This is a genomic window from Diaphorobacter sp. ED-3 (assembly GCF_027625375.1).
Classification (GTDB): domain Bacteria; phylum Pseudomonadota; class Gammaproteobacteria; order Burkholderiales; family Burkholderiaceae_C; genus Diaphorobacter; species Diaphorobacter nitroreducens.
Genome location: NZ_CP115182.1, coordinates 4043381 through 4069416 on the forward strand (window position 1 = coordinate 4043381; position 26036 = coordinate 4069416).

At 68.3% G+C, this 26036-nt stretch carries 23 protein-coding genes; 10 read left to right on the plus strand and 13 right to left on the minus strand.

What is annotated here, in order from left to right; all coding sequences use genetic code 11:
* The first annotated feature begins 39 nt into the window (after positions 1 to 39).
* Positions 40 to 357 carry a hypothetical protein gene (locus tag PCQ86_RS19470; RefSeq protein WP_011807170.1) on the plus strand — a complete coding sequence of 106 codons (318 nt, stop codon included), beginning with the start codon at positions 40 to 42 and terminating at the stop codon, positions 355 to 357.
* Between the two features lie 36 nt (positions 358 to 393).
* Here the strand turns inward: PCQ86_RS19470 and PCQ86_RS19475 are convergent, their stop codons facing one another.
* Both PCQ86_RS19475 and PCQ86_RS19480 read right to left on the minus strand, forming a co-directional pair.
* Positions 394 to 861 carry a hypothetical protein gene (locus PCQ86_RS19475; RefSeq protein ID WP_270174542.1) on the minus strand — a complete coding sequence of 156 codons (468 nt, stop codon included), beginning with the start codon at positions 859 to 861 and terminating at the stop codon, positions 394 to 396.
* Between the two features lie 74 nt (positions 862 to 935).
* Positions 936 to 1115: a hypothetical protein gene (locus tag PCQ86_RS19480; protein WP_270174543.1), complete on the minus strand. Its 180-nt coding sequence runs from the start codon at positions 1113 to 1115 to the stop codon at positions 936 to 938.
* On the opposite strand from PCQ86_RS19480, the gene PCQ86_RS19485 reads away from it, so the two are divergent.
* The 5 genes from PCQ86_RS19485 to PCQ86_RS19505 all read left to right on the plus strand — a co-directional run bounded on the left by PCQ86_RS19485 (position 1114) and on the right by PCQ86_RS19505 (position 6200).
* Positions 1114 to 1722: a DUF6448 family protein gene (locus tag PCQ86_RS19485; RefSeq protein WP_015914650.1), complete on the plus strand. Its 609-nt coding sequence runs from the start codon at positions 1114 to 1116 to the stop codon at positions 1720 to 1722. The genes PCQ86_RS19480 and PCQ86_RS19485 overlap by 2 nt on opposite strands.
* Complete coding sequence (lepB, locus tag PCQ86_RS19490) at positions 1722 to 2171, plus strand: signal peptidase I (protein ID WP_015914651.1); 450 nt, start codon at positions 1722 to 1724, stop codon at positions 2169 to 2171. Before PCQ86_RS19485 ends, lepB begins: the two co-directional genes overlap by 1 nt.
* Positions 2159 to 2773, plus strand: a complete 615-nt coding sequence (locus PCQ86_RS19495) for a hypothetical protein (protein WP_202944278.1) — start codon at positions 2159 to 2161, stop codon at positions 2771 to 2773. Before lepB ends, PCQ86_RS19495 begins: the two co-directional genes overlap by 13 nt.
* A gap of 3 nt (positions 2774 to 2776) precedes the next feature.
* Complete coding sequence (locus PCQ86_RS19500; protein WP_015914653.1) at positions 2777 to 3466, plus strand: Crp/Fnr family transcriptional regulator; 690 nt, start codon at positions 2777 to 2779, stop codon at positions 3464 to 3466.
* 118 nt (positions 3467 to 3584) lie between these two features.
* Positions 3585 to 6200, plus strand: coding sequence for a cation-translocating P-type ATPase (locus PCQ86_RS19505; protein WP_270174544.1), 2616 nt, complete (start codon positions 3585 to 3587; stop codon positions 6198 to 6200).
* A 76-nt stretch (positions 6201 to 6276) separates the two neighbouring features.
* On the opposite strand, the gene PCQ86_RS19510 is transcribed toward PCQ86_RS19505, so the two are convergent.
* A complete protein-coding gene (locus PCQ86_RS19510) occupies positions 6277 to 7242 on the minus strand; it encodes a LysR family transcriptional regulator (RefSeq protein WP_270174545.1) in 966 nt (321 codons plus the stop codon).
* A 101-nt stretch (positions 7243 to 7343) separates the two neighbouring features.
* Between PCQ86_RS19510 and PCQ86_RS19515 the strand changes: the two genes are divergently transcribed.
* On the plus strand, positions 7344 to 8327 hold the full coding sequence (locus PCQ86_RS19515; RefSeq protein ID WP_187305976.1) for a Bug family tripartite tricarboxylate transporter substrate binding protein: 984 nt from the start codon (positions 7344 to 7346) through the stop codon (positions 8325 to 8327).
* A gap of 44 nt (positions 8328 to 8371) precedes the next feature.
* Positions 8372 to 9988 carry a gamma-glutamyltransferase gene (gene ggt, locus PCQ86_RS19520; protein ID WP_270174546.1) on the plus strand — a complete coding sequence of 539 codons (1617 nt, stop codon included), beginning with the start codon at positions 8372 to 8374 and terminating at the stop codon, positions 9986 to 9988.
* A gap of 31 nt (positions 9989 to 10019) precedes the next feature.
* On the opposite strand, the gene PCQ86_RS19525 is transcribed toward ggt, so the two are convergent.
* The 8 genes from PCQ86_RS19525 to PCQ86_RS19560 form a co-directional block, all read right to left on the minus strand.
* Positions 10020 to 11750, minus strand: a complete 1731-nt coding sequence (locus tag PCQ86_RS19525; RefSeq protein ID WP_270174547.1) for an FAD-dependent oxidoreductase — start codon at positions 11748 to 11750, stop codon at positions 10020 to 10022.
* Between the two features lie 90 nt (positions 11751 to 11840).
* Entirely contained in the window at positions 11841 to 13406 is a 1566-nt protein-coding gene (locus PCQ86_RS19530; RefSeq protein ID WP_270174548.1) for a polyamine aminopropyltransferase, read from the minus strand.
* A complete protein-coding gene (locus PCQ86_RS19535) occupies positions 13403 to 16102 on the minus strand; it encodes a DEAD/DEAH box helicase (protein WP_270174549.1) in 2700 nt (899 codons plus the stop codon). Before PCQ86_RS19535 ends, PCQ86_RS19530 begins: the two co-directional genes overlap by 4 nt.
* Complete coding sequence (locus PCQ86_RS19540; protein ID WP_270174550.1) at positions 16099 to 18036, minus strand: ATP-binding protein; 1938 nt, start codon at positions 18034 to 18036, stop codon at positions 16099 to 16101. Before PCQ86_RS19540 ends, PCQ86_RS19535 begins: the two co-directional genes overlap by 4 nt.
* A 4-nt stretch (positions 18037 to 18040) precedes the next feature.
* Positions 18041 to 19678 (minus strand): site-specific DNA-methyltransferase, encoded by a 1638-nt coding sequence (locus tag PCQ86_RS19545; protein ID WP_270174551.1) that lies wholly within the window; start codon positions 19676 to 19678, stop codon positions 18041 to 18043.
* A gap of 79 nt (positions 19679 to 19757) precedes the next feature.
* Positions 19758 to 19979: a DUF350 domain-containing protein gene (locus tag PCQ86_RS19550; RefSeq protein WP_015914656.1), complete on the minus strand. Its 222-nt coding sequence runs from the start codon at positions 19977 to 19979 to the stop codon at positions 19758 to 19760.
* A gap of 49 nt (positions 19980 to 20028) precedes the next feature.
* Positions 20029 to 21525, minus strand: coding sequence for a DUF4178 domain-containing protein (locus PCQ86_RS19555; protein ID WP_270174552.1), 1497 nt, complete (start codon positions 21523 to 21525; stop codon positions 20029 to 20031).
* 82 nt (positions 21526 to 21607) lie between these two features.
* A complete protein-coding gene (locus tag PCQ86_RS19560; protein WP_047349239.1) occupies positions 21608 to 22669 on the minus strand; it encodes an SPFH domain-containing protein in 1062 nt (353 codons plus the stop codon).
* Between the two features lie 160 nt (positions 22670 to 22829).
* Here PCQ86_RS19560 and PCQ86_RS19565 point away from each other — a divergent pair, with 160 nt between their 5' ends.
* Complete coding sequence (locus tag PCQ86_RS19565; protein WP_011807179.1) at positions 22830 to 23096, plus strand: DUF2061 domain-containing protein; 267 nt, start codon at positions 22830 to 22832, stop codon at positions 23094 to 23096.
* 170 nt (positions 23097 to 23266) lie between these two features.
* On the opposite strand, the gene PCQ86_RS19570 is transcribed toward PCQ86_RS19565, so the two are convergent.
* Together PCQ86_RS19570 and PCQ86_RS19575 are read right to left on the minus strand one after the other, a co-directional pair.
* Positions 23267 to 23572 carry a flagellar basal body protein gene (locus PCQ86_RS19570; protein ID WP_270174553.1) on the minus strand — a complete coding sequence of 102 codons (306 nt, stop codon included), beginning with the start codon at positions 23570 to 23572 and terminating at the stop codon, positions 23267 to 23269.
* A gap of 54 nt (positions 23573 to 23626) precedes the next feature.
* The gene (locus PCQ86_RS19575) at positions 23627 to 24565 is read right to left on the minus strand and encodes a LysR family transcriptional regulator (RefSeq protein WP_196994755.1); all 939 of its coding nucleotides are present in this window, start codon (positions 24563 to 24565) and stop codon (positions 23627 to 23629) included.
* 86 nt (positions 24566 to 24651) lie between these two features.
* On the opposite strand from PCQ86_RS19575, the gene PCQ86_RS19580 reads away from it, so the two are divergent.
* The gene (locus tag PCQ86_RS19580; protein ID WP_270174554.1) at positions 24652 to 26010 is read left to right on the plus strand and encodes an aspartate aminotransferase family protein; all 1359 of its coding nucleotides are present in this window, start codon (positions 24652 to 24654) and stop codon (positions 26008 to 26010) included.
* Positions 26011 to 26036: the final 26 nt, after the last annotated feature.

Below are 26036 nucleotides of genomic sequence, written 5' to 3' on the forward strand. Positions count from 1 at the left end.
CACTTTCGGCTGCAATCACCGGGCACAAAGGAGTTCATCATGCGCACCACCTTCTCTCTCGCCGCGATCGGAATGCTGGTGGCCGCCCTCGGCGCCCCCGCATTTGCCGGGGACCGCGACCACCAGGACCGCCGCCACCCGCGTGAGCGCGCCATGGTCACGCGCTGCAACGACAACGCAGGCCAGGGCATGCAGACCATCCCCAACAATGCAAGCGCCCAGGAGCGCGCCCACGGGTGGCAGTATTTTTCGGACCCTGCCGCCTGCCGCGCCGTCGTCATCAGCCCCCAGGGCGACTACTACTTCAGCCGCGGCAGGGGCCTGCGCTGGGTGGCCGCGGCGCAGACGGAGGTCTGACGGGACGAGGCAAGGAGCTGGAACCCACGAGGCCGCTTATGCGCCGCCGGGCTCCACGCCATTCCACGCCGCAGCCTGCAGGCTTTCGGGCAATTCATGCGCCAGCGCCTGGTGCTCGCGCTCATGGTGATGCTCCAGGACATGCCGCAGCGCATGCGCCGCATCCAGCAGCCCCAGCACCGCAGCGCGGCGGGCCTGCTCGCCCTGCGGCGGCTGCTGCGCCATTGCCCGCACCTTCAGCAGGTACTCGTCGGCCAGCAGCGCGATACGGTCGTGCTCCACCAGGTACACCCGCGCGGCCCAGCGGGCACCCGGCGGCACATGGGGCAGTAGCCGCGTATTTTCGATCTCGATGTGCTGGGCCAGGTCGGCGCGCCAGCGCTGCAGGCGCCGCAGCGCGCCCTCGAAATCCGCGCCCACGACATCCAGCAGATGGGCATGCAGCTGCGCCTCCAGGCGCTCATGCTGGTGTTCGAAAAATCCGGGGGAACTACTCACGTGCATAGATCGGAAAAGGCCACGACGACCGGCGCAGGGGTTATACACCGCAGCCCCGCTGCGCCGGCCTGGGCGAGCGCTCACAGGGCCTGGATCTTGATTTTTGCTAAGGAACCGGGCATTGGGTTGAACGCCCCGGCGGCCGGCGCTCTATCTTGTAGAGCAGGCATATGGTCCCATGCCGGAGCCCATGAGATGGCCGGCATCAGCAACCCATGCGCCTGCGGTCGATTGGCCCATTTCTTGAAGGAGAAATTCATGCAACTCGCAGCATTCGTGCGCCACCTCGCTGACTCGCTCGCCCACTGGGCCGTCCGCCCCGCCTCGGCCCACTGCGACACCAACGATGGCCCCGCCGTCACCGATGGGCGCCGCGCGCTGGACTGCGGCAACGTCAACATCGCACTGAAGTGGGTGCGCCCCGAGGATGAGAACGAAGTCCGTACCGCCTTCGAGCGCGCCCGGCGGGTTCGCACCGCGGGCGGCGAAGCGGCAGTGTTGGCGGACCAGTGGTTCTTGGAGAACCTGGTGCGCATCCACCGCGCCGGTGAAGGCGCAGCCTACGACGGCATCAAGCCCGCTGGCACGGTGATCCCCGCACAGGTGCGCGCGGCCGACGAGGCGCTGGAGCGCGGGACGATCGAGCCGCTGCGCGGCCTCATCGACACGGCGCGCTGGGACGAACTGGAAAAGCGCTTCAACCACGCCCTCGCGCTCAAGCGCTTCGACACCAACGACCTGGTGGCCGCGCGCACCTACATGGATGCCTACGTCGCGTTCTTCAAATACGCCGAAGGACACGACCATGAACACCACCATGCACACGCCGGCCACGGGCACGCCGCCGGCGGCTGCGGGCACCATTGATGTTCTGGCTCACCCGGGTGCGATCGCACTCCATGGCGCCCACGCTGCCCGATGGCAGCCTGGCGCTGACGCGCCGCCTGGGGCGCACCACGCCCCTGCGGCGGGGTGACATGGTGATCGTGCGCCTAGGCGAGCAGGGTCACGCGATGGTCAAGCGCATCATCGGCCTGCCAGGTGAAAAGGTAGCCCTGAAGGCTGGCGCTGTCCATATCGATGGCCGCGTGCTGCCAGAACCTTATGCCAGCCCTTCGGTGTTTACTGACAGCTACCGCGTGCTGCCGGACCACTATTTTCTGCTGGGGGACAATCGAGACGCCTCCAGCGACAGCCGCACCTGGCGCGACCCCTACGTGCCGCGCAAGGCCATCCTTGGGCGGATCGTGGCATGGCCTTGCGCGCGGCACCTGCAAGGACTCCAGCGAGGAATCACACACCCATGGCAACCATGAAAACTCCCGCCTATTACGACGCCGTGCCCTCCATCGTGATGGTGGATCCGCTGGCCCAGATACTCGGCTCTGCTGAAGATGGCCTGCTGGACTACCGCTACATCGACGCAGTCAAGCTGACCGGTCATTCCTGCCCCACGGTGGCCGGCGCCTGGCTCATGACTCGCGCCGCCCTGGCGCAGCTGTACCCCGGTGGCACGCCGCGGCGCGGCGACATCCGGGTAGAGCTGCGCCAGCCGCTGGACGAGGGCGTGACCGGCGTGGTTGCCAGCGTGGCCGCCCTGGTCACAGGCGCCGCCAACGCCGGCGGGTTCAAGGGCTTGGCCGGGCAGTTCGGCCGCAAGGACCTGCTGCAATTTGCTGTCCCCATGGACGGAGACATCCGCTTTACGCGCACGGATACCGCGAAGTCCGTAGCGTGGGTGCGCCGGGGATTCCCGGCACCCCGCTCGGCCGCCCTGGCCCAGCTGATGCGCGACGCGCTGGCGCGCGGGGCCCCCGAAGACGCCCGGCGTGCCTTCGCGTCAGCCTGGAGCGCGTGGGTCGCCCAGTTGCTGCAGCCTGGCGGCGAATCAGAGTGGGTAGCAGTGGCGACCCGTTGAGCCATGGCGCGGCGCGAGATTCCCAGCGAAGTGCTCCTGGCGCGCCTGCCGCTGTTCCAGGCGCTGGATACCGCGACGCTGGCGCGCCTGGCGGCCGTTACGACGCGGCACCCCTTCAAACGCGGGGAGCCGGTGTTCCGCCGGGGCGACCCGGTGGAAGGCATGTATGTCGTGGTCTATGGCGAAATCAAGCTCTGGGGCCGCACACCCAAGGGCGCACCGCGCCTGACCGGCATGGCCGGTCCGGGGCAATGTTTCGGCGAGCCGGTGATGTTCCTGGAGCGTGCGGCGGTCGTGACCGCCGAGGCCGCCAGCGACGCGCTGCTGCTGCGCATTGCCCGCACGGCCATCTTCAACGAGCTGGACAGCAGCCCTTCGTTTGCACGCGCCATGATCGTGGGCCTGAGCCGGCGCGTGGAAGGCCTGGTGCAGGAGTTGGAACGGCAGGCACTGAGCAACGGCACCGAGCGGTTCGTGGCCTATCTGCTGCACCGCTGCGACGATCCGGGCGCCCCTTTTGAAACCACGCTCCCGGCCGCCAAGAACGCGATCGCCTCGCAACTGAACCTCACGCCCGAACACTTTTCGCGCATCCTGCAGGAGTTGCAGCAGGCCGGGCTGCTGCGGGTCACGGGGCGAAAGATCGCCGTGCCCCAACCCGATCGATTGATGGGTGCGTGGATGCGGGAGTGATCCCCGCGGGCTCTTTGCCCAGTGCCATACAGAGTCTGGCTATCCAAAGTTCACACCCATTTCCCCGGCGCAAGCACCTACACTGCCGCCATCCCTTGTACTTCTGGCGCGCTCTTGCATGGCAGAACAGTCCTCCTCACATCGCCACGGCCTGCAGGGCCTGAGCAGTGCCGAAGCCGCCGAACGCCTGGCACGCGACGGACCGAACCAGTTACCCGGCAACGCACCCAAGTCGACGTTCGCCATCGTGCGCGAGGTGCTCACCGAGCCCATGTTCCTCATGCTGCTGGCCGCGGGCGGCGTCTATCTGGCGCTGGGGGACAAGGGCGAGGCGCTGTTCCTGCTCAGCTTCGTCTTCGTGGTCATCGGCATCACGCTGGTGCAGGAGCGCCGCACGCAGCGCGCGCTGGAGTCGCTGCGCGACCTGTCCGCACCCCGCGCCCTCGTGCTGCGCGATGGAGTGCAGCTGCGCATTGCGGGACGGGATGTGGTGTGTGGCGACCTGCTGGTGCTGCGCGAAGGCGACCGGGTCGCCGGCGATGCCCAGTTGCTCAGCGGCCAGCTGGAGGTGGATGAATCCCTGCTCACAGGGGAATCCGTACCCGCCGCCAAGCACCCCTGCGCCAGCGAAAGCGCGTCCACCCTGCAGGCTGACACCGATAGCGACCGCGTGTTCGCCAGCACCGTGGTCACCCGCGGAACGGGCCTCGCGCGGGTGCATGCCACAGCAGGGCATACCGCCGTGGGCCGCATCGGCGCGGACCTGGCGACCACACAGACGCCGTCCTCGCCGCTGCAGCAGCGCTCGCGCCGGCTGGTGCGCAGCCTGGGGCTTCTGGCCCTCGTGCTGGCCGGCGCCCAGGTGCTGCTGGGCTGGGGCTGGGCGGGCCGCCCGCTGCTGGACAGCCTGCTGTCGGGCATTGCCCTGGCCATGGCGCTGCTGCCCGAGGAAATCCCGGTGATCCTCACCGTGTTCCTGGCGCTGGGGGCCTGGCGCATCGCCCAGCGGCAGGTGCTGACGCGGCGCATCACGGCCGTGGAGACCCTGGGCGCGGTCACCGTGCTGGCGGTGGACAAGACCGGCACCTTGACCATGAACCGCATGGCCGTGGCCGAGCTGGCCACGCCCACGCTGCAGTGGCGCGCCGAGGGCGCCGAGGGCGCCCAGGCGCTGCCCGAGGCGCTGCACCCACTGGTCGAATGGGCCATGCTGGCCACGCCGGGCGATCCGTTCGACCCCATGGAAAAGGCCATTCAGCACTTCGGCCACACCTGGCTGCAGGGGACGGAGCACGTGCACGACGGGCGCGAGCCCGAGTTCGCCTACGACCTGTCGGGCGAGATCCTGGCCATGACCCGCGTGTACGCCACCGGCGCGCCCCAACAGCACCTGCTGGCCACCAAGGGGGCGCCCGAGGCCGTGGCCGACCTGTGCCACCTGGACGCGGACCGGCGTGCGGCGCTGCGCCGGCAGGTGGAAGACCTGGCCGAGCGCGGCCTGCGCGTGCTCGGCGTGGCACGCGGGCAGTGGACGGGGGAGGGCGCCTCGCCGGGCGAGCCACCGGCATGGCCCGGCAGCCAGCACGACTTCGACTTCGAGTTCCTCGGCCTCGTGGCGCTGGCCGATCCGCCCCGGCCCGAGGTGCCCGAGGCCATCGCCCAATGCCGCAGCGCGGGCGTGCGCGTGGTGATGATGACGGGCGACCACCCGGCCACCGCCCGCGCCATCGCGCGGCAGGTGGGCCTGTCCGAACGGCCGCAGGTGCTCACCGGCGATGAGCTGCAAGCGCTGGACGACGCCACGCTACGCGAGCGCCTGCGCCACACCGACCTGTGTGCGCGCCTCAAGCCCGCGCACAAGCTGCGCCTGGTACAGGCCCTGCGCGCCGATGGTGCCGTGGTGGCCATGACCGGCGACGGCGTGAACGACGCCCCCGCGCTCAAGGCCGCCGACGTGGGCATCGCCATGGGCGAGCGCGGCACCGATGTGGCGCGCGAGGCCGCGGCCCTGGTGCTGCTGCAAGACAGCTTTGCGCACATCGTCGCCGCGATCCGCCAGGGGCGGCGCATCGACGACAACGTGCGCAAGGCCACACGCTTCGTCTTCGCCGTGCACGTGCCCATCGTCGCGCTGGCGCTGGTGCCTACCCTGCTGCACTGGCCCGCGCTGCTGCTGCCGGTGCACATCGTGCTGCTGGAGCTGCTCATCGACCCGGCCTGCTCCGTCGTCTTCGAGGCCGAGCCCGAGCAGGCCGACACCATGCAACGCCCTGCCCGCCCGGTGCAGGACTCGCCCTTTGCCCTGCGTGCGCTGCTGGGGCCCCTGGCACAAGGCCTGGGCGTGGCCGCGCTGCTGCTGGCGACGCAAGCCTGGCTGCATGCCCAGGGCTGGGAGGCCGCCCAGGGCCGCGCCGTGGTGCTGGGCACACTGCTGGTGTGCGTGCTGCTGCTCATCCAGGCGCAGCGTGACCCGACGCGGCCGCTGCTGGTGCTTCAGCCGCGCGCCAACCGCTGGCTGGCGCCCATGGCGGCGGCCGTGGGCCTGTTGCTGGCAGCGCTCCTGGGCATTCCCGCTCTGCGTGCGCTGATGGGCCTGGCCCCCGCAGGCCTGGCCGCCTGGGGCGCCGGCGCCGCGGTGCTGGCCCTGGGCCTGGCCTGGCTGGAGGGGCTGCGGCAGATCGCCCGCCGCGGGGCAGGCGCCCGACCGGGCACCTCTTCGGGCCCGGCCCGCTGAGCCGCCGTTCGCTCTTTTTTCAGGAGCTTATGACGCTTTATGGACAAGCGTTTGCGGCGTTTTTAACCGGAAAACCTCATGCCGGCACGGGCGTCGCGGGCCGGGCCTCCGCGCCACGCGCATGGGTCAGCAGGCAGCCGATGAAGTCCATCAGCGTCGTCGAGGCATGGTCGCGGTTCCAGACCACGGTGATGGGCCCGAAACGGATGCGCGAGTCGATGGCGATCTTGCGGAACAGCCCCAGCGCGCCCAGGTGGTCGGCCATGGATTCGGAGCACACGCCCACATAGTCGCCCTTGTGCAGCAGGGCCTGCATCATCGCCAGCGAGGCCGTCTCCACCTTCGGGGTGAGCCACGAGGCCTCCTGGGCGATGAGGAAGGCGTCCATCTGGATGCGGGTCAGGGTGCCGCCGGGCGGCATGACCCATTTCTCGGCCAGCAGGTCGGCAAAGCTCAGCCCTTCCCAGCGGTCCCAGTACTGGCTGCCGCGGCCGATGACGATGGCCACCTGGTCATCGAACAGGACACGGTGCTCCAGCCCCGGACGGTGGGCACGCGCATCCAGCACGCCGATCACCGCGTCCAGCGCGCGCGTTTCCAGCCCCTTCAGCAGGTTGTCGAACGGGCCGTCGTGGATGAACACGGCCACGTTCGCATGGTCCTGCTGGAAGGCATTCACGGCTTCGGGCAGGCCTCCGGCGATCCCCGCCCAGACGCTGCCGACGTTCAGCCGCGGCACGCGCCCCTCGGCGACGGCATGCATCTCGCTGCCGGTGCGCACGATGTCCCCCAGCACATTGATCGCCAGGCGCTTGAGCAGGTGCCCCGCGGGCGTGAGCTGCACCCTGCGCCCGCGCACCACGAGCGGCGTGCCCACCACGCTCTCCAGTTCCGCCAGCCAGTGCGACATTGCCGACTGGGTCATGTGCAGCCGCGCCGCCGCCTCGGTGAGCGTGCCCGCCTCCTCCAGCACGAGGAAGGACTCCAGGTGCCGCACCTTCAGGCGACGCGCCCAGGAGGTGCCGGTCGGCCGTTCATTCATGAGTAAACCTTCATGGTTGTATTGTGCCTTTTCACTGGCGGATGCCTCCAGGCGTCATGACAATGTGTTCATCTTTTACCGCCGTCAACGAAGGGATCGCCGTGTCGCACGCTCTGAGCCATGTTTCCAAGTTCCTGGTGGGGGCCGCCCTCGTGGCCTCTGCGGTGTCCGCGTACGCGCAGGGCGCCTACCCTAACCGCCCGGTGCGCCTGGTGGTCTCGCAAGCGGCGGGCGGCAGTTCCGACACCATCGCGCGCCTGTGGGCCGAGCATGCCGGCAAGGCGTTGGGCGGCACCATCGTGGTGGAGAACAAGCCGGGGGCGGGCGGCATCATCGCGGCGCAGAACGTGCTGGGCCAGCCGGCCGACGGCTACACGCTGCTGTACGGCAGCGTGTCGCTGATGGTGCTCAACCAGTTCACCTACAAGCCGCTGCCGTACGCCCCCGAGAAAGACTTCGCGGGCGTCGCCATGCTCACCACGGTGCCCTTCGTGCTCTCGGCCAACCCGGCCACGGGTATCAAGTCGCTCAAGGAGCTGACCGATAAGGCGAAGGCCGCGCCCGGCAAGCTGAACTTCGCCTCGGCGGGCCTGGGCAACTCCACGCACCTGGCGGTGGAGCTGCTGTCCAAGGCGCTGGACATCTCGATGACCCACATTCCCTACAAGGGCGAGGCGGACGGCATCCTGGCCACCATGGGCGGGCAGACGGAGGTCATGGCCCCGGTGTACGGCACCGCGCTGCCCCACATCAAGAACAGGAAGCTGAATCCCCTGGTGGTGCTCGCGCCCCAGCGCGCCCCGGACCTGCCGGACGTGCCCACCGCCAGCGAGCTGGGCGTGAAGGGCTTCGACAACATGGGCTGGAGCGGCATCGTGGCGCGCGCCGGCACGCCGGCCGACATCGTGGACAAGCTCAACCAGGCCACGCAGGCGTTCCACCAGAACGAACAGGTCCAGGCTAAGCTCAAGTCCATGGGCGTGATTCCGGTCTCCGGGCCGGCCTCGCTGGTCATGGAGACCACCGCCCGCGACACCAAGGCCTGGGGCCCCACGCTGGATGCGTTGAACCTCAGCGCCAAGTAAGCACGCCGCGAACCTCCCCCTTCCGTCAACCGCCCTCCTACGCCATGACACGAGAAGCAATGGTCGTCTGCCCCCAGCCCGAGGCCGCCGAATCGGGTATCGACATCCTGCGCGCCGGCGGCAACGCGGTGGACGCCGCGGTGGCCACGGCGCTGGCCCAGACCGTGGTCGATCCGCTGATGTGCGGCATTGCCGGCTTTGGCACCGCGGCCGTGTACCTGCCCGGCTCCCAGGTGCACGAGTACTTCGACTTCCACTCCCCCGCGCCGCTGGCCGCGCGCGAGGACATGTGGGAGCACCTGCTCGAGGGCGAGACGCCGGACGGCTTCGGGTTCATCCTGCGGGGCCGGGTCAACGACATCGGACCGCAGTCCATCGGCACGCCCGCCACGCTCAAGGGCCTGGAGGCCATGCACCAGGCCCACGGGCGCCTGCCCTGGAAAGCGGTGGTCGAGCCCGCCATCCGCTGGGCCAGCGAGGGCTTCTTCGTGCGCCCCGGCATGCACGCCTTCTGGATCGACGAACCCACCATGGGCCGCGTGGGCAACCTGGAGCGGCTGCAGTACAGCCCGGAGGGCCGCCAACTCTACTGCCGCCCCGACGGCCGGCCCAAGCCCATCGGCGCGCCGCTGCGCAACGAGGGCATGGCGCGCGTGCTGCAGCGGATCGCCGACGAGGGGTCGCACCCGTTCTACCACGGCGACCTGGCCCAAGAGATGATGGCCCACCTGCAGTCGCAGGGCGCGCTCATCACCCTGGAAGACCTGGCCCGGTACCAGGTGCAGCGCCACGCACCGCTGGTGGGCAGCTACCGCGACCGCACCGTCACCACCAACCAGCCGCCGGGCGGCGGCGCCATGCTGCTGGAGATGCTCAACATCCTGGAGCATTTCGACCTGGGGGCGATGGAGCACAACAGCCCGGCCTACATCCAGCGCGTGTGCGAGGCCATGAAGCAGGCCACGTCGGACAAGGACCGCTACATCGGCGACCCGCGGTTCTTCGAGGTGCCGCTGGAACTGCTGCTGTCCAAGGACAGGGCGCGCGAGGTGGCCGAGCAGATCCGCGCGGGCCGGCGCTTCACCGTGGAACGCCTGAACCCCGGCGCGCCCGTGCCGCGCGACACCACGCACCTGAGCGTGGTGGATGCCGACGGCAACGCCGTGTCCATGACGCACTCGCTGGCCATGCCCTCGGGCGTCATCACGCCAGGCATGGGCTTTCTCTACAACGGCTGCATGGGCGTCTTCGACCCGCGCCCGGGCCGCGCGGGCAGCCTGCAGCCCGGCAAGAGCCGCTTCACCTCGTCCTGCCCCACCATGACCTTCAAGGACGGGCGGCTGGACATCGTGCTGGGAGCACCCGGCGGCACGCAGATCGCCATGGGCGTGCTGCAGGTGCTGCTCAACGTGATCGACCACGGCATGGAGATGCAGGCCGCCGTCTCGGCGCCGCGCTTTTCCTCCACCAGCAACGCCATTGACGTGTGCAACCGCATTCCGCGCCATGTCACGCGTGAGCTGGAGTCCGCCGGCTACCGCATCGGCCGCAACCCCTACAACTACACCATCGCCTGGGTGCATGGCGTGCAGGTGTGCGCCGACGGCCTGCACGGGGGCGCCGACCCCGGCCGCGACGGCGTGGCCTACAAGCTGCGCTAGGGGCAGCGGCGCGCCGCGCTTACCAGAGCATTCACCAGCGCACCGCCAGCCCCGCCGCATGGCCGCGCGTGAAGGCTTCTTCGAACACCGAGTAGCCCGACCAGTCGGCGTGCGCGAACAGCAGGCGCTGCGTGCCCGGCGTGGGCGGCACGGGAACACGCTCTCCATTTAATAGCTGGTAGCGCTTGCCAGACAAGCGCGAGAGGCCGATTTGGCTCAAAAAAGCCTGCGTGCCCGGTACGGGGATGGACATGGCGTGGCCGTAGCGTGTGATCTCCATGCGTGTGGCGCGCTCGGGCAAGTCCGGGTGGGGCACGGACAGGGCCGCCAGGATGGCGCTGCGCCAGTGCGTCCAGGGTTGCTCTGCCAGCTGCTGGCGGGCGCCCGGCACGTCGCCCAGCGCCTGGTAGTAGGTGAGCACCGTGGGGCCGCTGGCGGCGGCGCGCGGGTCCAGGCGCTGGTGGCCGGCATGCACGTAACCCAGGCCGCCGGGCACGGGGTCGGCATAGAGCACGTTGTCCCACGCGGGCGCGGCGCCCTCGCGGTCGGCCAGCGGCGCACTCACATGGATATTGGCCACCAGCCACGGCGCCCACTGCAGGCGGCGCGCGGCCTGGGCAAGGAAGTCCGGCGCAGGCTGCACCACGCGCGCGGCGACGTACACCGGCAGCGCCACGATGCAGCGGCGCGCCTGCCAGCGCTCGATGCTGTCGGTGGCATGCAGGTACACATCCACCTCCACGCCGCGGCGCGTCTCGGCGATGCGCAGCACGCTGGCGCCGGTGCGCAACTGACCGCCCTGCACCAGCGGCGCGGCCAGGCGCTGGGTGAGCCAGCCGTTGCCCTCGGGCCAGGTGAGCACGCCCTCGCGCTCATCGCCGGCATCGGCCTCCAGGCCCGGGGCATGAAAGCCGTGGCGGCTGGCGAAATAGTGGATGCCGGCCCAGGCCGAGACGCGCGCCGTGCCGGCGCCATAGTCGTCGCGGCAGCAGTAGTCCAGGTACCAGCGCAGGTGGGCGTCATCCAGGCTCTGCTGCGCCAGCCACGCATCGAAAGTCATAGCATCCAGCGCTTGATGGGCGGACGCCAACGGCTTATTGGGCACCCAACTCTTGAGCACCGGCATGGTGAAGCGCACGCCGCGCGAAAGCGCGGCCACCTGCTCGGCAAAGCGCCGGTACTGCGCCAGCGTGGACTCCCCCACCCCGGCGACGGGCAGCAGGCCCTCCTGCCAGTGGCCATGGAAGTAGAGGCGCTCCTGCGGGCTGTGGCTCAGGTGGCGTTCGTCATACCGCCAGCGGCCGGCCACGCGCTGGCGCAGGCCCAGCTCCTCCAGCAGGTCCTGCACCTCGCGCGCATGCTCTCCGGGCACGGGCAGGTAATGCGCGCCCAGCGGGCAGGCAATGCCGTTCACGCTGCCGGCGCGGCTGTTGCCGCCGGGCTGGTCCTCCATCTCCAGGCACTGGAAATCATCCACACCCGCCAGGCGCAGCGCGCGTGCGGCCGCCAGCCCGGCCACCCCGCCACCCGCGATCACCACCTCGGTGCGGCGCACGATGTCGGGCGTGTAGGGCGCGCCCTCGGCCAGCCGGTCGCGCAGCGCATGGCCGCGCGCCATGTCGATGCCGGTGTAACCGCCCAGCACGTCGGCCGGCGCAGGCTTGTCGCAGCCGGACAGGCCGAGCCCCGCGGCCAGGGCGGCGCCGGCCTGCAGCAACTGGCGCCGGCGGTGAGAGAAAGGAGTGTGGGCGGGGTGGGACATGGGCCGCCCACTGTACGGCATCGGCCCCGGCCGGGTTCGTCAGACACCGCCGGCAGGGGGCAGGGTCGTCCCGCAGCATCGGCCCAGGGATCAGTGGGCGACCTGGCCCCACTCCTGTTCGTAGGTGTGCACCAGCACCTGGTTGGACAGGCGGTTGACCTCGGCGGGCACGCGCGCCATGTCCCGCGGGAAGTCGAACAGCAGGGGCAGCGCGGCCGCGTCCAGAAAGCGCAACCCCGCGGGCAGCTCGGCCGGCACGCGCCAGGGGCGGCGGCTGGCGATGACGAAGCCCCATTCGCCAAAGCTCGGCACATGCGCGTGGTAGGGCCGCGCCTGCAGGCCCACGGACTCGATGGTCGTGACCACCGTCCAGAAGCTCCTGCGCGCCACCAGCGGCGAGGTCGTCTGCACCACCGCATAGCCGCTGGCGGCCAGGCGCTGGTCCAGCAGCGCGTAGAAGCTGTTGGTGTAGAGCTTGCCGATGGCGAAGTTGGTGGGGTCGGGAAAGTCCACCACGATCACGTCATAGGTGTCATCTCCCTGTTGCAGCCACTGGAAGGCATCGGTGTTGACGATGGTGAGCTTGCGTGACGCCAGCGCATCGCCGTTCAGCTGCCGCAGCGTGGGGTGGCTGCCGAAGAGCTGCGTCATCGCCGGGTCCAGCTCGACCAGCGTGACCGACTCCACCGAGGGGTACTTGAGCACCTCGCGCACGGCCATGCCGTCGCCGCCGCCGAGCACCGCCACGCGCTTCGGATGACCGTGCGCGGCCATCACGGGGTGCACCAGGGCCTCGTGGTAGCGGTATTCGTCGCGCTCGGCGAACTGCAGGTTGCCGTTCAGGTACAGGCGATGCCCCGCGCGCCCGTGCGTGACCACGATGCGCTGGTAGGGCGAGGCGCTGCTGAGCACGATGCGGTCCTGGTAGAACTTGTCCTCGGCAAAGCGCGTGATGTGCTCGGCCCCCAGCAGCCCCGCCAGCAGGGCCGCCAGCACCAGCGCACAGGCCAGCGCATGCGCGCCAAAGCGCCGCAGCTCATGCCGGAACAGCCACAGCGCCCACACGGCCACGGCCGCGTTCATGAAGCCGAACAGCAGCCCCGTGCGCACCAGCCCCAACTGCGGCACCAGCAGCAAAGGGAACGCCATCGACACGGCCAGCGCGCCAAGATAGTCGAAGGTGAGCACCTGGCTCACGAGGTCCTTGAGCTGCACGTTGCGCTTCAGGATGCGCATGACCAGCGGGATCTCCAAGCCCACCAGCGTGCCCACCAGCAGCACCATGCCGTACAGCAGCACGCGGAAGGCGCTAGGCACGTAGGCATTGGCCAGGAACAGCACGGCAGGCAGCGCCCCGCCGATAAGCGCCACCAGCAACTCGATGCGCAGGAAATGCGCGGGCAACTGCCGCTCGAAGTAACGCGACAGCCACGAGCCTACGCCCATGGCGAACAAATAGGTGCCGATGACGGTGGAGAACTGCAGCACCGAGTCGCCCAGCACATACGACGCCAGCGCCCCGGCCGCCAGCTCGTACAGCAGCCCGCAAGCGGCCACCACGAACACGCTGGCCAGCAGGGCGACGTCGATGGGGCGGGGGCCCGGCAGGGGTACGGCCGGGGTTGTGATGCCAGGGGCGCCGCCAGGAGTGCTCATGCCAGCGCCGTGTCCAGTTGCTGCGCCAAGCCTTCGATGGTTAGCCAGCCAAACACCGCGCGGGCGCCGCTGGTGCGCGCCCACAGCTCTCCGACCTGGCGTTTCTCGATTTCGTAAGGGTCGTTCAGCAGGTGCGCGCCTTTGAACTCCAGCAGTGCCACGCGCCCGTCCACCAGCTCGGCCACGAAGTCGGCATAAAAGCGCCCGCGCGAGGTGGGCAGGCCAAAGCCGCAGGGCGCGGTGTCCAGGTTGCGCACCCAGTGGCGCACCTTCGGGTGGCGGTCGATGAGCTGCGCACATTGAAACTCTTGCCCGCCATCCTTCAGATCGGCCAGCACCGGGAAGTAGTGCTTGCCAAACTGATAGCGCCCGCCGTAACGCGAGGCCACGGGCGCGGGATAGCGGCCCGGCTCGAACACATGCGGGTGCGCCCAATCGGGCTCGATCAGCCATGCACCGCCATCCCCCAGACCCAGCACCTGTTGCTGAAAGGCACGCCGCGTGGCCGCCTCGCGCAGGTCGCCCACATGAGCCTCGATGGCGCGTGTCAGCTTGAAGCGCGCCTGCGCCAGCACCACCAGCGGCACGCCGCAGCCGTGCAGTTGGTGGTTCACCACGGCAGCCAGGTAGGCGCGGCGCTGGCTCTGCGTGAACCCGGCCAGTTCAGGTGCCTTGAACAGGGACTGGTCCAGCCAACCCACCAGGGTGTCGGCATCGATGCTACTGCTCTCCCAGTCCATGGCCATTTGCGCGCTGCCCGCAAGGCGCAGCGCCACGCGGGCGCCGTCCATGCCGATCTCGAAAACGTCCGACTCCTGCGCCACCTGAAAGCTGGGCAACTGCACCGCCTGCGGCGCCAGCAGGTCCAGCTCCACGGCCTCCAGCACCGCCTCGCGCTCCAGCGGCCACAGGGGGGCCTGCGCGTCAAGCCGATAACCCAGCGTGGGTAATGGCGCAAAGGGCATGTTGCGCGATGCGGGCGCAGCTTGCGCCGCCACCAGCGCGTTGTGCTGTGCCACCTGCTCGCGCACTTGCTCCTGCTTCTTGGCGCCGCGCACCTGGGCCAGCAGCAGCGCTTCGGTGTCCTGGCCGATGTGGCCGGTCACCACCACCTGCTGCACGCCGGCAATCGCCCGCTGCTGCACGCCAGGCAGGGCCAACAGCTTGGGTGAGGCGGCAATTGCTTCAAAATTTGTAGCTATTGGCGCTTGCTGGATGGGCGCTGGAGCCTGATTTTTCTCCAAATCGTTGTCCCACAGCGGCAGGCTGCTCGGTGGCGCGATCATGCTCGCCACATCCAGCGCCTCAAAACCCATGTGCTCGATCAGCCGATCCGCCAGCGCATGCGCGGCTTGTGAGAACTCCGCCGCGCACACATGGGCGTAGGCGCGGTTGAGCGCCTCGCGCCCCCGGCGCGCGGCGTAGGGCATGCGCAGCACGCGGCCCAGCAGTTGCTCCACCGCCGTGGCGCTGCTCAGTTTCTGCAGGCTGCACAGCACATAGGCAAACGGGCAGTCCCAGCCCTCGCGCAGCGCCTGCACGGTGATGACGTAGCGCACCGGGCAGTCGCGCGCCGCCAGGGGGATGTCATCCAGACCACGCTCCTTGCCGGTGGCCACGACCACCTGATGGGCCGGCAGCTTCAGTTCATCGACCAGATAATCGCGCAGCTTTTCGGGCGGCATTTCTTCGCCCGCGTTCTGGGCCTGAAAGAGCACGATGGGCCGCACATAGCCCGCGCCCGCCGCCTCGTCCTTCAGTGCCTCGGCCTCCAGCTTGCGCTGGGTTTGCACCGCGCCGAATACGGCGGCGGGCCAGCCCTCGGGGTGCTCGGCCAGTACGATGGGCAGCTTGATCATGTCCTCGGCCGCGAGCTCCTGCGCACTGACGTGGTACAGCACGTTGGTCTTGGCGGCAATGGGAGTGGCCGTCAGCTCCAGGATGAACGAGGGGTTGAGCCGCTGCAGCGCCGTGAAGCTCTTGTCCGTCTTGGCGGTGTGCGCCTCGTCCACGATGAGGAGGGGCTGGTGCAGCGCCAGCCAGTTGGCCAGGCTCCAGCGCGGCTGGCCCGCAAAGCCTGCCAGCACGCCGGTGGCGTCGCGCTCCACATCCTCGTGCGTCACCAGCGCGTCGGGCAGCTCGCGCAGGCGGCCCAGCGCCCGCTCGTCCACGCCCCTGAAATGCGGCTCGAAACTTTCTGAAAAGCTGTACACGTTGCGCTGGCCCGCATCCTCGATGCGAAAGCTCTGGATCGACGCCACCACCACGATGGCGTTGCGCCCCCACTCGGGCGGGGCAATCTGGGCCACGTCCTCCAACACGCACACGCGCAGCCCCTCACCGTAGGCATCGGCCAGCGCAGCGCGGTAGGGGTGGCCGGGCGTCTGCAAGGCCTTCAGCGTCTGCTGGCGGATGGCATCACTGGGCACCAGCCAGACGGTCACCGGCGCATCCACCGCCGCCCACTCGCGCGCCAAGAGCGGCACGGCATGCGCGGCCAGCACCGTCTTGCCACCGCCCGTGGGGATGCGCAGGCACACGCAGGGCAGATCGTCGCCAAACGCCCCCGCATGCCAGGGGCGGCCCGCCAGTTCGCTGAACGCACTCACGGGGCCCTTGACCCGCGCCGCGCGGGCAAAGGCGGCCAGAGTGTCGAGCGCGGTCTGCTGGTAGGTCTTGAGGGAGATGGGAGTCATGGAAGATGGTTTCCCTGTGCGATGCGGTACGCCTGCTGCGGTGACTTGGGCTTGTCCGGTTGGGTCATGGCGATGCGCTTTTGCGCCAGCAGCGGGCGCAGGTAATCCTGCCGGATAGTTTCGGGCTTGCGACTCAGCAGCAGGGCCAGTTCTTCGGCCCGCCATGCACGCAGACTGCAAAGCTCCACCACCAGTTCGCGCACCGGCTCCGGTGGGTGGCGCCGACCTATGCCGCCGATACGAGCAGCCAATTGACCTGGAATTTCATCCAGTAGCGCATTCCGTTCCTGGTCCGACTTGCTGGATAGGCTCCCAGGCTTACTGGATAAGACCTCAGTCATGCTGGATAAGGGGACAGGCTTACTGGATAAGACCTCAGTCATGCTGGATAAGGGGACAGGCTTACTGGATAGCGCGTCCAGCTTGCCAGGCAAGGCGCCAGGCGCTCCGCCCAGCAGCCTGTCCGTAGGCCGGTACCACGTGGCCGAGCCGCGGCCCTGCTGGCTGAACAGGCCCGCGTCCCGCAAGCGCCGCAGGGCACTACTGGCGGTGAGGGTGTCCACCTTGTTCAGAGCGCGGTAGGTCGCGTTGTCGATGGCGTTGGCCTCGCGGGCCACGACCAGGGCGCGGGCCTCTTCGTCGCTGAGGTGCAGCGCCTTGAACTGGGCCAGCCAGCGGATGTCATCCTCCCCCAGAAAGTGGTGAAAGAAAAACAGGGTGGTGAACTGATCCTGCCCCCGATCGGACTCGAACAAGGGCGGCACCAGCCCCGCTGTGTCCATCGCCTCGCGCATGGCCCGAATGCCGCTGCCCTTGGTTTCGGCAAAGCGGGTTTCGTGCAGCACGGCGGCGATGTGGGGGTTGCGCGGCATGGAGCCTGGTTCGCCCAGGTGATCGGGCGACTTGAGCGAAAAACCCGGGTTGCGGATTTCGAGCCGGTTGGCATAGCGAATCACCTGCACTGGCGCCTGTACACGGTAGCTGCGGTGCATCAAGGCATTCACCAACGCCTCGCGTAGCGCGCGCAGCGGGATGACGGGCTTGTCACGGCGCTGCAACTGGCCCTCTTCCAGCCTGAAACCCTTGGGCAGGTCGTCCAGCACGGCCGCCTGGGTGCGGCGCAGCAGCGTGAACAGCGGCGCACGCAGCTCGACCGTGTCGAAGCGGCGATCGGGATGCGGCACCCATTCCCGCCCCGGCACCCGGATGTAATCGACCCGCGTCATCGGGAAGCAGCGCCGCAAAGCCCCGGCCTTCCCAAACAGCAACAAGCCCGCCACCGTGGGCTTCCAGTCGCCTGCCGCATCGCGCCGCACCGCGTTCAACGCCTGCAACAGCTCTGCGTCCGTCCACCTCAGTTCCTCGGCGTCGGGGTTGGCCTCGGCCCGGGCCTGGCGGTAGTCGGCAATGGCGGCGGCGTCGAAATCGTCCTGCTCGGCGCCAGAAACCAGCCCCACGTCAAAGCTCTCGCGTTGGCGCGACTGGTACAGCATCTCCAGGTCGTCCTCGGTACACCGCTGGTCGGTGCTGCCAATGCGGCGAAATGCGCCCTTGGGTAGGCCGGTTGCCTTGAAATAAATCGGTTTGTCCTGTGGCGCAGCCTCGGGCACGAACACGACGACGGGTTCACCCGCCAGCGTTTCGGTGCGGATATCCACCCGCAGCGGCATGTTGAACGTTGTGGCGCACTGGCTGGCCAGGTCTGCGCTGAGCTTGTCCGGCTGAGGTACGCCCTCCACGGCATAACCGGGGAACAGCGCCTGTTCGTCCGGCACCACCCCCAGCAACAGCCAGCCGCCGCCCAGATGGGGCTCATTGGCAAAGGCGCAGATGGTTTCCAGCAATGATTTGCCCGGCTCCTGCGCACGCTTGGCCTCAATGCGCTCGTTTTCATCGAGCAGGTTCAGGCTTTCCAGCAGTTCCTGGGCATTCATCGCCTCACCTCGCCTTCACGTCATACGGAATGTGCTTGAACGTCACCCGCGCACGCGCCAGCGTCTCGGGGCCCAGGCGGTTAGCCTCGCCATAGACCACCAGCGGCGCCTCGGGATGGGGCGTAGCGGCGTGCAGTTGCAAGAGCGCATCGAGGACGGCGCGCGTGAGCACATTGCCGCTGGCCGGGCGCTTGTCGCCCAGGATGCCGTTGAAGAGCAGGTAGTAGGCCGTGCGGCTGCGCAGCACCAGCTCGGGAGGCTCGGTTTCAGGTGGAATTGCGGCCTCGGGTGCATCAGGCAAGCGCGAGAAGCTATCAAAAACAGAGTGCGTACCGAGCCAGGGCGTGCCCGCCTGGCCGTTGGCGGAGTCGAAGGCGGTGCCCGTCTCCTGTTGCCAGACAAAAGCCGCCAGCGTGGCGAAGCGTACCTCGGGGTGGATGCAGCCTTGTGCGTCAAAAACGGGAGCACCCAGGCGGGCGAAGCGAAAGCCGCCGCCGCCCTGCCAGCCCACCGCCTGGCTGATTCCGCCCTGCTCGCCCGCTACCACCTTCTCCAGCCGGGGCAGGCAGTGCGTGGCGGCGTGCTCGCCCATCTCGATGCCGATCCAGCGGCGGCCCATCTTGTGGGCTACGGCGGCCGTGGTGCCGGAGCCGAGGAAGCTGTCGAGAACCAAGTCGCCGGGGTTGGATGCGATATGGAGGATACGTTGGAGCAGGCGTTCGGGTTTGGGGGTGCCGAAACTGGTGTCGCCACCGAAAAGGGTATTGGCTTCCTTCTTGGCTTCGTCTGTGTGACCAACCTCTTCCGATGGCCACCATGTCCAAGGAGCCAGTCCCGGAACTTCGGAGAGGTAGCGAATGATGTTGGGCTGCGCATCCCCGTTCTTGCCGAAGTAGATCCTGCCCTCGCCAAGCAGACGCTCGTAGGTTGCTCTGGCGATGCCCCAGCAACGTCCTTCTGGCGGGTAAAACGATTTGCCGCTGGGCGTGATGACCTCGTAGAACTGTTCGGGTGTGGCATGACCTGCTTGAGCCGTCATCGGCACCGGCCGCCAACGTCCTTTGGGGTCGTTGTTGGGGTTGCGATAGACCTTGGCCTGCTCCTCATTCATGGGAACCAGATTGCGCTCACGTTTGAAGCGCTCAGGACTGCGCGCATAGACATGCAGGTAGTCATGCACATCGCCAATGGCTTCGCGGTTCTCGCGTGAATAGCGCTTTTGCCAAACACAACTCGCCACAAAATTCCGCCGCCCAAACACCTCATCCATCAACACCTTGAGGTAATGCCCCTCGTTGTCGTCGATGGTCACCCAGATCGAGCCGTCCTCGCTCAGCAGCTCGCGCAGCAGTTGCAGGCGCGGCAGCATCATGCTGAGCCACTGGCTGTGCTCCAGGTGGTCGTCGTAGTGCTCGAACGCGCTTTGCGTGTTGTACGGCGGGTCGATGAAGATGCACTTCACCTTGCCTCGGTAAAACGGCAGCAGGGCCTTCAGGGCTTCGAGGTTGTCGCCCTGGATCAGTAGGTTGCCCTGCGCGCTGGCGGCATCGCCGTGGGTGGAGACGGTGTCCAGCAGCCGGTAGGGCACCTGGGCGGCGGTGGTGAAGGCGGTGGAGCGGTTGAGCCAGTCGAGGGTGGGCATATCAGGCAGTCAAAGGCCCGCAGCGGGGGGCGCAAGGCAAGCCCGCTATTGTGGTGCAGGCATTGCCCGGCCCGGGCCTTCAGTGAATGGCCGCCGCCACGATGATGCTGATGCCCAGGCACATCGCGGCCACCACCATCGCCAGGGCGCGGTTCTGCTTTTCCACGATCTCGGCCCACAGGTCGGTGGGCGTGATCTTGTCGATCAGCCAGAAGCACAGCCAGAAGATGACCACGCCGATCAGCGCGTAGAGGATGGACCCGAGGAAGGCCGCGGGCCGAAGCCATTCGATTCCCATCATGGCGTTTGCTCCTTGGAAGGGTTGAGAGAAGAAGGTGTCACAAAAGTCGTCACTTGTGGCCGCCGCCCGTGCTGTAGCCGCCGAACGAGCCGCCCGAGCTGCGGTAGTACCCGCCTGAAGAGCCCGAGCAATTGCTCATGAGCACCAGCAGGATGATCAGCACGATGAGGATCACGATCACCGTGCCGCAGCCGATGCCAGAGCCCGCGGCCACCGGCCCCGCGTCCTGGCGGCGGAACAGCGCCGCCTTGTCGCCCAGCTTGAAGGCCTGGGCCACGGCGCTGCTGTCCATGCGGCTGCCGTGCGACCAGGTGACCTCGCTGCGCGACTGCTCGCGCGACAGCAGGCCCTTGCCGTTCACGGCGGCAAAGTCGCTGTTGCTGGTCTTTTGGCCGCGCTCCACGGGCCAGTAGAACTCGCCCGCCACATAGTTGGTCTCGGCCTGGTAGGTGGAGGTCAGGCGGTACTGCGTGCCCAGGTAGGTGGCGGTGGGCGCGCCCGGCTTGTGCTGCGGCGCGCCCGTGGCGGGGCGCACCAGGCTCCAGCCATCGCTGGCGTCCACCAGGAACAGGAAGCCCCGCTGGCGGTGGTACAGCAGGTATTCCTCCCAGCCGAAGTGCTCATCATCCCCGGGCTCCACGCCCGTGCGGTGCTGAAAGCCCACCACCTGCCATGGCGCGCCCTCGAACTGGCCCACGCTGCCCAGCGGGATCAGCGGCTGCACCGGTTCGTACTGTGCGGCGTGGCGCAGCTCGCCACCCAAACCCGCGCTCAGGTCGATCAGGCTGTGGCACGACGGGCAGGTGCAGCTTTTGGTGCTGGACAGCTGCACCTGCACCGGCGCGCCGCAATGGGGGCAACTGAACTGGCGGCCCTTTTCCTCCTTGGCGGACTCGTCCTTCAGGCCCTGGAACTGCAGATCCTCCAGCCGCACCGCCCGGCCGCGCTGCACCTGGGGCGGCTGGGTGCCGTAGTCGATGGAGAGCACCTCGCCGTCGGCCGAGCGCAGCTCCACCACCTGGAACGGCGTGCCCAGCGGCGGCAGCTTCGGCACCTCGCCCTCGGCCGCGACGAGTTGTACGCGCACATTGGCCGCCACGCTGAACGGCTGGCCGGCCACGGCCGTGGTCATGCCGACGCGAAAGCGCTCGGCTTCGGGCAATTCCCGCCCCAGCGTGGCCGGGCGGGTGAAGACATAGGCGCCGTTGTCCTCGCTGAGCGTGGCGGTGCTGCCGTCCTGCAGGAAGGCAACCCACTCGGTCCAGCGGCCTTCCTCGCCCTGGTATTGCAGGCGGCCGATCAGCGTGAAAGGCAGCGTCTGGCCGTCCAGCGCGATGCGTCCGCTGGCCAGGAGCTGCAGCGGGCTGTGGTCGTCGAAGACCTCGGCCATGCGGCCCAGGCGCTGCAGCACCTCGCCGCTGCGCACCACGGTGCTGTGGCAGTAAGCGCAGATGGCATGGGTGGATTGCGCGCTCTTGAATTCGACCGGCGCCCCGCAGCCCGGGCAGGGCGCGCGGTAGGTCCGCTGGGTGCCGCTGTCGGCCATGCGTCGTGGATCTAAGGTGTTTTTGGCCTTCAGCGCTTGTGTGGCAAGCGCTGGCAGCTACTAAAAAGAGAGTGTACGCGCGTCAGATGAGCTTCTTGAGCAGCTCCGCCTTCTTCGCGTCGAACTCCTCCTGCGTGAGGATGCCCTTGGACTTGAGCTCGCCCAGCTTCTCCAGCGTGGCCATCACTTCCTCGGGCCGCACGCCCACCGGCGCGGCGGCAGGCGCGGCCTGCGGGGCCGATGGCGCAGCGCCGCCCTGCAGGCCCTGTTGCAGGTTCTGCGCCAGCACCTGGCCCAGCGCCACGCCGGCGCCCAGGCCCATGGCGTCGCCCGCCACGCTGCCGCCACCGTTTCCACCACCCGCCGCGCCTTCGGCGAACTTCGGGATGGCCTGCGCCGTCTGGTACTGCATGAACTTGCCCATGTCGTTGCCGACCATGCCCATGCCGATCTTCTGGTCGAGGATCTTCTGCAGCTCTTCGGGCAGCGAGACGTTCTGCACCGTCATCGATTCGAGCTTCAGGCCGATCTTGGCGAACGCGGGCTGCAGTTCGTGTGCCAGCGCGTCGGCAAACATCACCTGGTTGGCCGCGAGGTCGAGGAACGGCAGGCCGCTGCCCGCGATGGCGTTGCTGATGTTCTGCAGCACCAGGCCGCGCAGCTGGCCCTCCAGGTCCGCCGAGGAGTAGGACTCGCGCGTGCCCGAGATCTCGGTGTGGAACAGCTTCGGGTCCGCGATGCGGTACGCATAGTTGCCGAAGGCGCGCAGGCGCACCGCGCCAAAGTCCTTGTCGCGGATGGTGATGGGCTGGGGCGTGCCCCACTTCTGGTCCACCTGCTGGCGCGTGCTGAAGAAGTACACGTCGCTCTTGAACGGCGACTGGAACAGCTTGTCCCAGTTCTTCAGGTAGGTCAGCACCGGCAGCGTCTGCGTGGTCAGCTTGTAGGTGCCGGGGCCGAACACGTCGGCCACCTGGCCTTCGTTGACGAACACCGCCATCTGCGACTCGCGCACCACCAGCGTGCCGCCGTTCTGGATTTCCATCCCCTCCATCGGGAAGCGCCAGGCCAGCGTGCCATCGCCGTCCTCGGTCCACTGGAGGATGTCGATGAACTGCTTCTTGATGAAGTCCATGAGGGCCATGCGGTGCTCCCGTTCGGGTCGGTTGAGAGGTTGAAAAAAAGAGAGCGGCCATCATATCCGCGGCGATTCGACAGTTTCTATCTGCAACTTAGCCAGGAACAATTGGCCAAACCAAATGCGAATGACTAGCATTCTCCATATACCGCTACAGGAGAACACCATGTCCCGCATCCGCATCGCCGCCCGCCACAACCTGCCCACGCTGGCCAAGACCGGCAGCTATTACGTGATCCACATCTGCGTGGCCGCCCTGGTGGCGTATGCCGTCACGGGCAATCTGATTGCGTCGCTCACCCTCAGCCTGCTGGAGCCCACGGTGCAGGCTGTGGCCTTCTTCTTCCATGAAAAGGCCTGGGAGCGCGCCCGCCAGCGCCGCGAGGCACAGGCACACGCCCCTGCGGAGGCCGCCCATGCGCATGCCGCCTGAGACCCCGGCCCACCTGCGGTCGGAGTCGTTTACCGACTGGCTGGCGCAGCAACTCGCGCACCTCGCCCGGGCCGCATGATGGGCTAGCGGGTTGCGATTGCTCTTATTTACGTAGCTATTAGCGCTTGCCAGATAAGCGCCAGAGGCACTTTTCGTCTAAACCGACAGCGTCACGCCCGCACGTCCAGCAACGCGCCCGCCATCTCATCGGCGCGGCGCAACACCAGCAGGTTGGCCTGCAAGGCATAGGTGGCACTGATCTGCTCCACGGCCTCCGCTTCCAGCGCCACGCCGGGCGCGGCCGCAGGCGCTGCCACGCGCGCCTGCACGCCGCCCGGCGCCGGTGCGGCCTGCTGGTCCACCGTCTGGCGCCGAAAGCCCGGGGTGTTCAGGTTGGCCACGTTGTGGGCACTGCTGTCCAGGCGCAGCTGCGCGGCCTGCAGACCGGATTGGGCGATGGCGGCAAGGGTGGTCATATGCCTTGCATTATCGGCAGCGCGGCCCGGCGCTTGAGCGACCCGGGCGGGCCGTCAGACCCCATGCGCCTGCAGCAGGCAGCGCTGCAGCAGCTGCGCGGCCCGGCTGGGCGCGGGTGAGCGGCGCACCAGGCTGACGAAGCGGCAGTCGTAGCGGAACACCGCGGGCCGCACGGGCTGCATGCGGCCCTGGCGCTCGAAGCTCTCGGCATAGTGGTCGGGCAAAAAGCCCAGAAAGCGCCCCGACAGCACCAGCGTGGCGATGGACTCCTGGTCAAACCCCGTGGCCGCGCGCGTCAGGCGCGCCTCGTGGCTCAGCTCCATGTTGGGCGAGTGGTAGCCCAGCCCCGCGAACGGGTAGCGGCGCACGGCGTCCCAGTCCAGATCGTCGTGGGGTGCGCCGAACAGCGGGTGGCCCGCGCCGCAATACAGCAGCATGGTCTCGCCGAACAGGTCGGAATAGACCAGGCTCTGCGAGCTGCGGTGGGCGGGGATGATGCCCACCTGGAAGCTGCCGTCGATCACGCCGCGCTCGATGGCGTTGATCGACCCCACATGCAGCTGCAGCTGAACGTCGGGCGCTTCCGCCGTGAAGGCGGCGATGGCGTCGCCGATGCGCGCGGCCGGGTTGCTCGCCGTCTTGTCGAACACCGCCACGGCGAGTTGTCCGCCCATGCGGTCGTGGATGTCGTCGATGCTGCCCAGAAAGCCGCGCACCGAGGCCAGCAGGCGCAGCGTCTCCTCATAGACCCGCTGTCCCTCGGGCGTGAGCGCAAAGCCCGCGCGCCCGCGCCGGCACAGCGTCAGGCCCAGGCGCGTCTCCAGGTCCTTCACATGGCGGCTCACGGTGCTGGTGCCGATGTTCAGCTCCAGCTCGGCCGCGGCCATGCCGCCGCACTCGACCACGGCCTTGAACACCTGCAGCAGGCGCAGGTCCATGTCGGACAGCTGCCCCAGCACGGCGCGCGGACGGCGGGCGTTTTTTACTTGCATGGATTGCTAAGTGAATGTGGATATTTGTTGCTTCAACGGATTATTACCATGACCAACAATGCGCGCATTCCCTTCAGGAGATCGCCATGAGCTTCGCCGTCATCGACCCCAACCCCGCAGCCGCCGTACGCACCGACGCCGCCTGGCTGGAAGCCCACTGGATGCCCTTCACCGGCAACCGCAACTTCAAGGCCCAGCCGCGCATGATCGTGAGCAGCCAGGGCGCCTACTACACCGACGCCGAAGGGCGCAAGATTTTTGACGGCCTCTCGGGCCTGTGGTGCTCGGGCCTGGGCCACGGCCGCACGGAGGTGGCCCAGGCCATCGGCCGCGCCGCCGCCACGCTGGACTACGCGCCGGCCTTTCAGTTCGGCCACCCCGCGTCGTTCGCGCTGGCCAACAAGCTCAAGGAACTGACGCCCGCCGGGCTGGACTATGTGTTCTTCACCGGCTCCGGCTCCGAGTCGGCCGACACCTCACTCAAGATGGCGCGCGCCTACTGGCGCGCCAAGGGCCAGGGCACCAAGACGCGCCTGATCGGCCGCGAGAAGGGCTACCACGGCGTGAACTACGGCGGCATCTCGGTGGGTGGCATCGTTGGCAACCGCAAGCTGTTCGGCCAGGGCGTGGAGGCGGACCACATTCCCCACACCCAGCCGCCGGCCGGCACCTTCCAGAAGGGCATGGCCGAGGACGGCGGCCGCGCGTTGGCTGACAAGCTGCTCGACGTGATCGCGCTGCACGACGCATCCAACATCGCCGCCGTGATCGTGGAGCCCTTCTCGGGCTCGGCCGGCGTGGTGATTCCCCCGAAGGGCTACCTGGAGCGCATCCGCGAGATCTGCACGCAGAACAACATCCTGCTGATTTTTGACGAGGTCATCACCGGCTTTGGCCGCTGCGGTGCCTGGACCGGGGCCGAGGCCTTCGGCGTGACGCCGGACATCCTGAACTTCGCCAAGCAGGTGACCAACGGTGCGCAGCCGCTGGGCGGCGTGATCGCCGCCAAGGAGATTTACGACACCTTCATGGCGCAGGGCGGCCCCGAGTACATGCTGGAGTTCCCGCACGGCTACACCTACTCGGCCCATCCCGTGGCCTGCGCGGCGGGCAACGCGGTGCTCGACATACTGCAAAAGGAAGACATGCCCGGCCGCGTGAAGGCGCTGGCGCCCTACTTCGAGAACGCCGTGCACGGCCTGAAAGGCGCCAAGCACGTGGCGGACATCCGCAACTACGGCCTGGCCGCCGGCATCACCATCAGCGCCCTGCCCGGCGAGCCCGCCAAGCGCCCCTACGAGATCGCCATGAAGTGCTGGGACAAGGGCTTTTACGTGCGCTACGGTGGCGACACCATCCAGCTTGCGCCCCCGTTCATCAGCACCCAGGCCGAGATCGACCGCCTGGTCAGCGCCCTGGGCGATGCCCTGCACGAAACCGTTTGAACTCCTGTTTTGATAGCTGTTAGCGC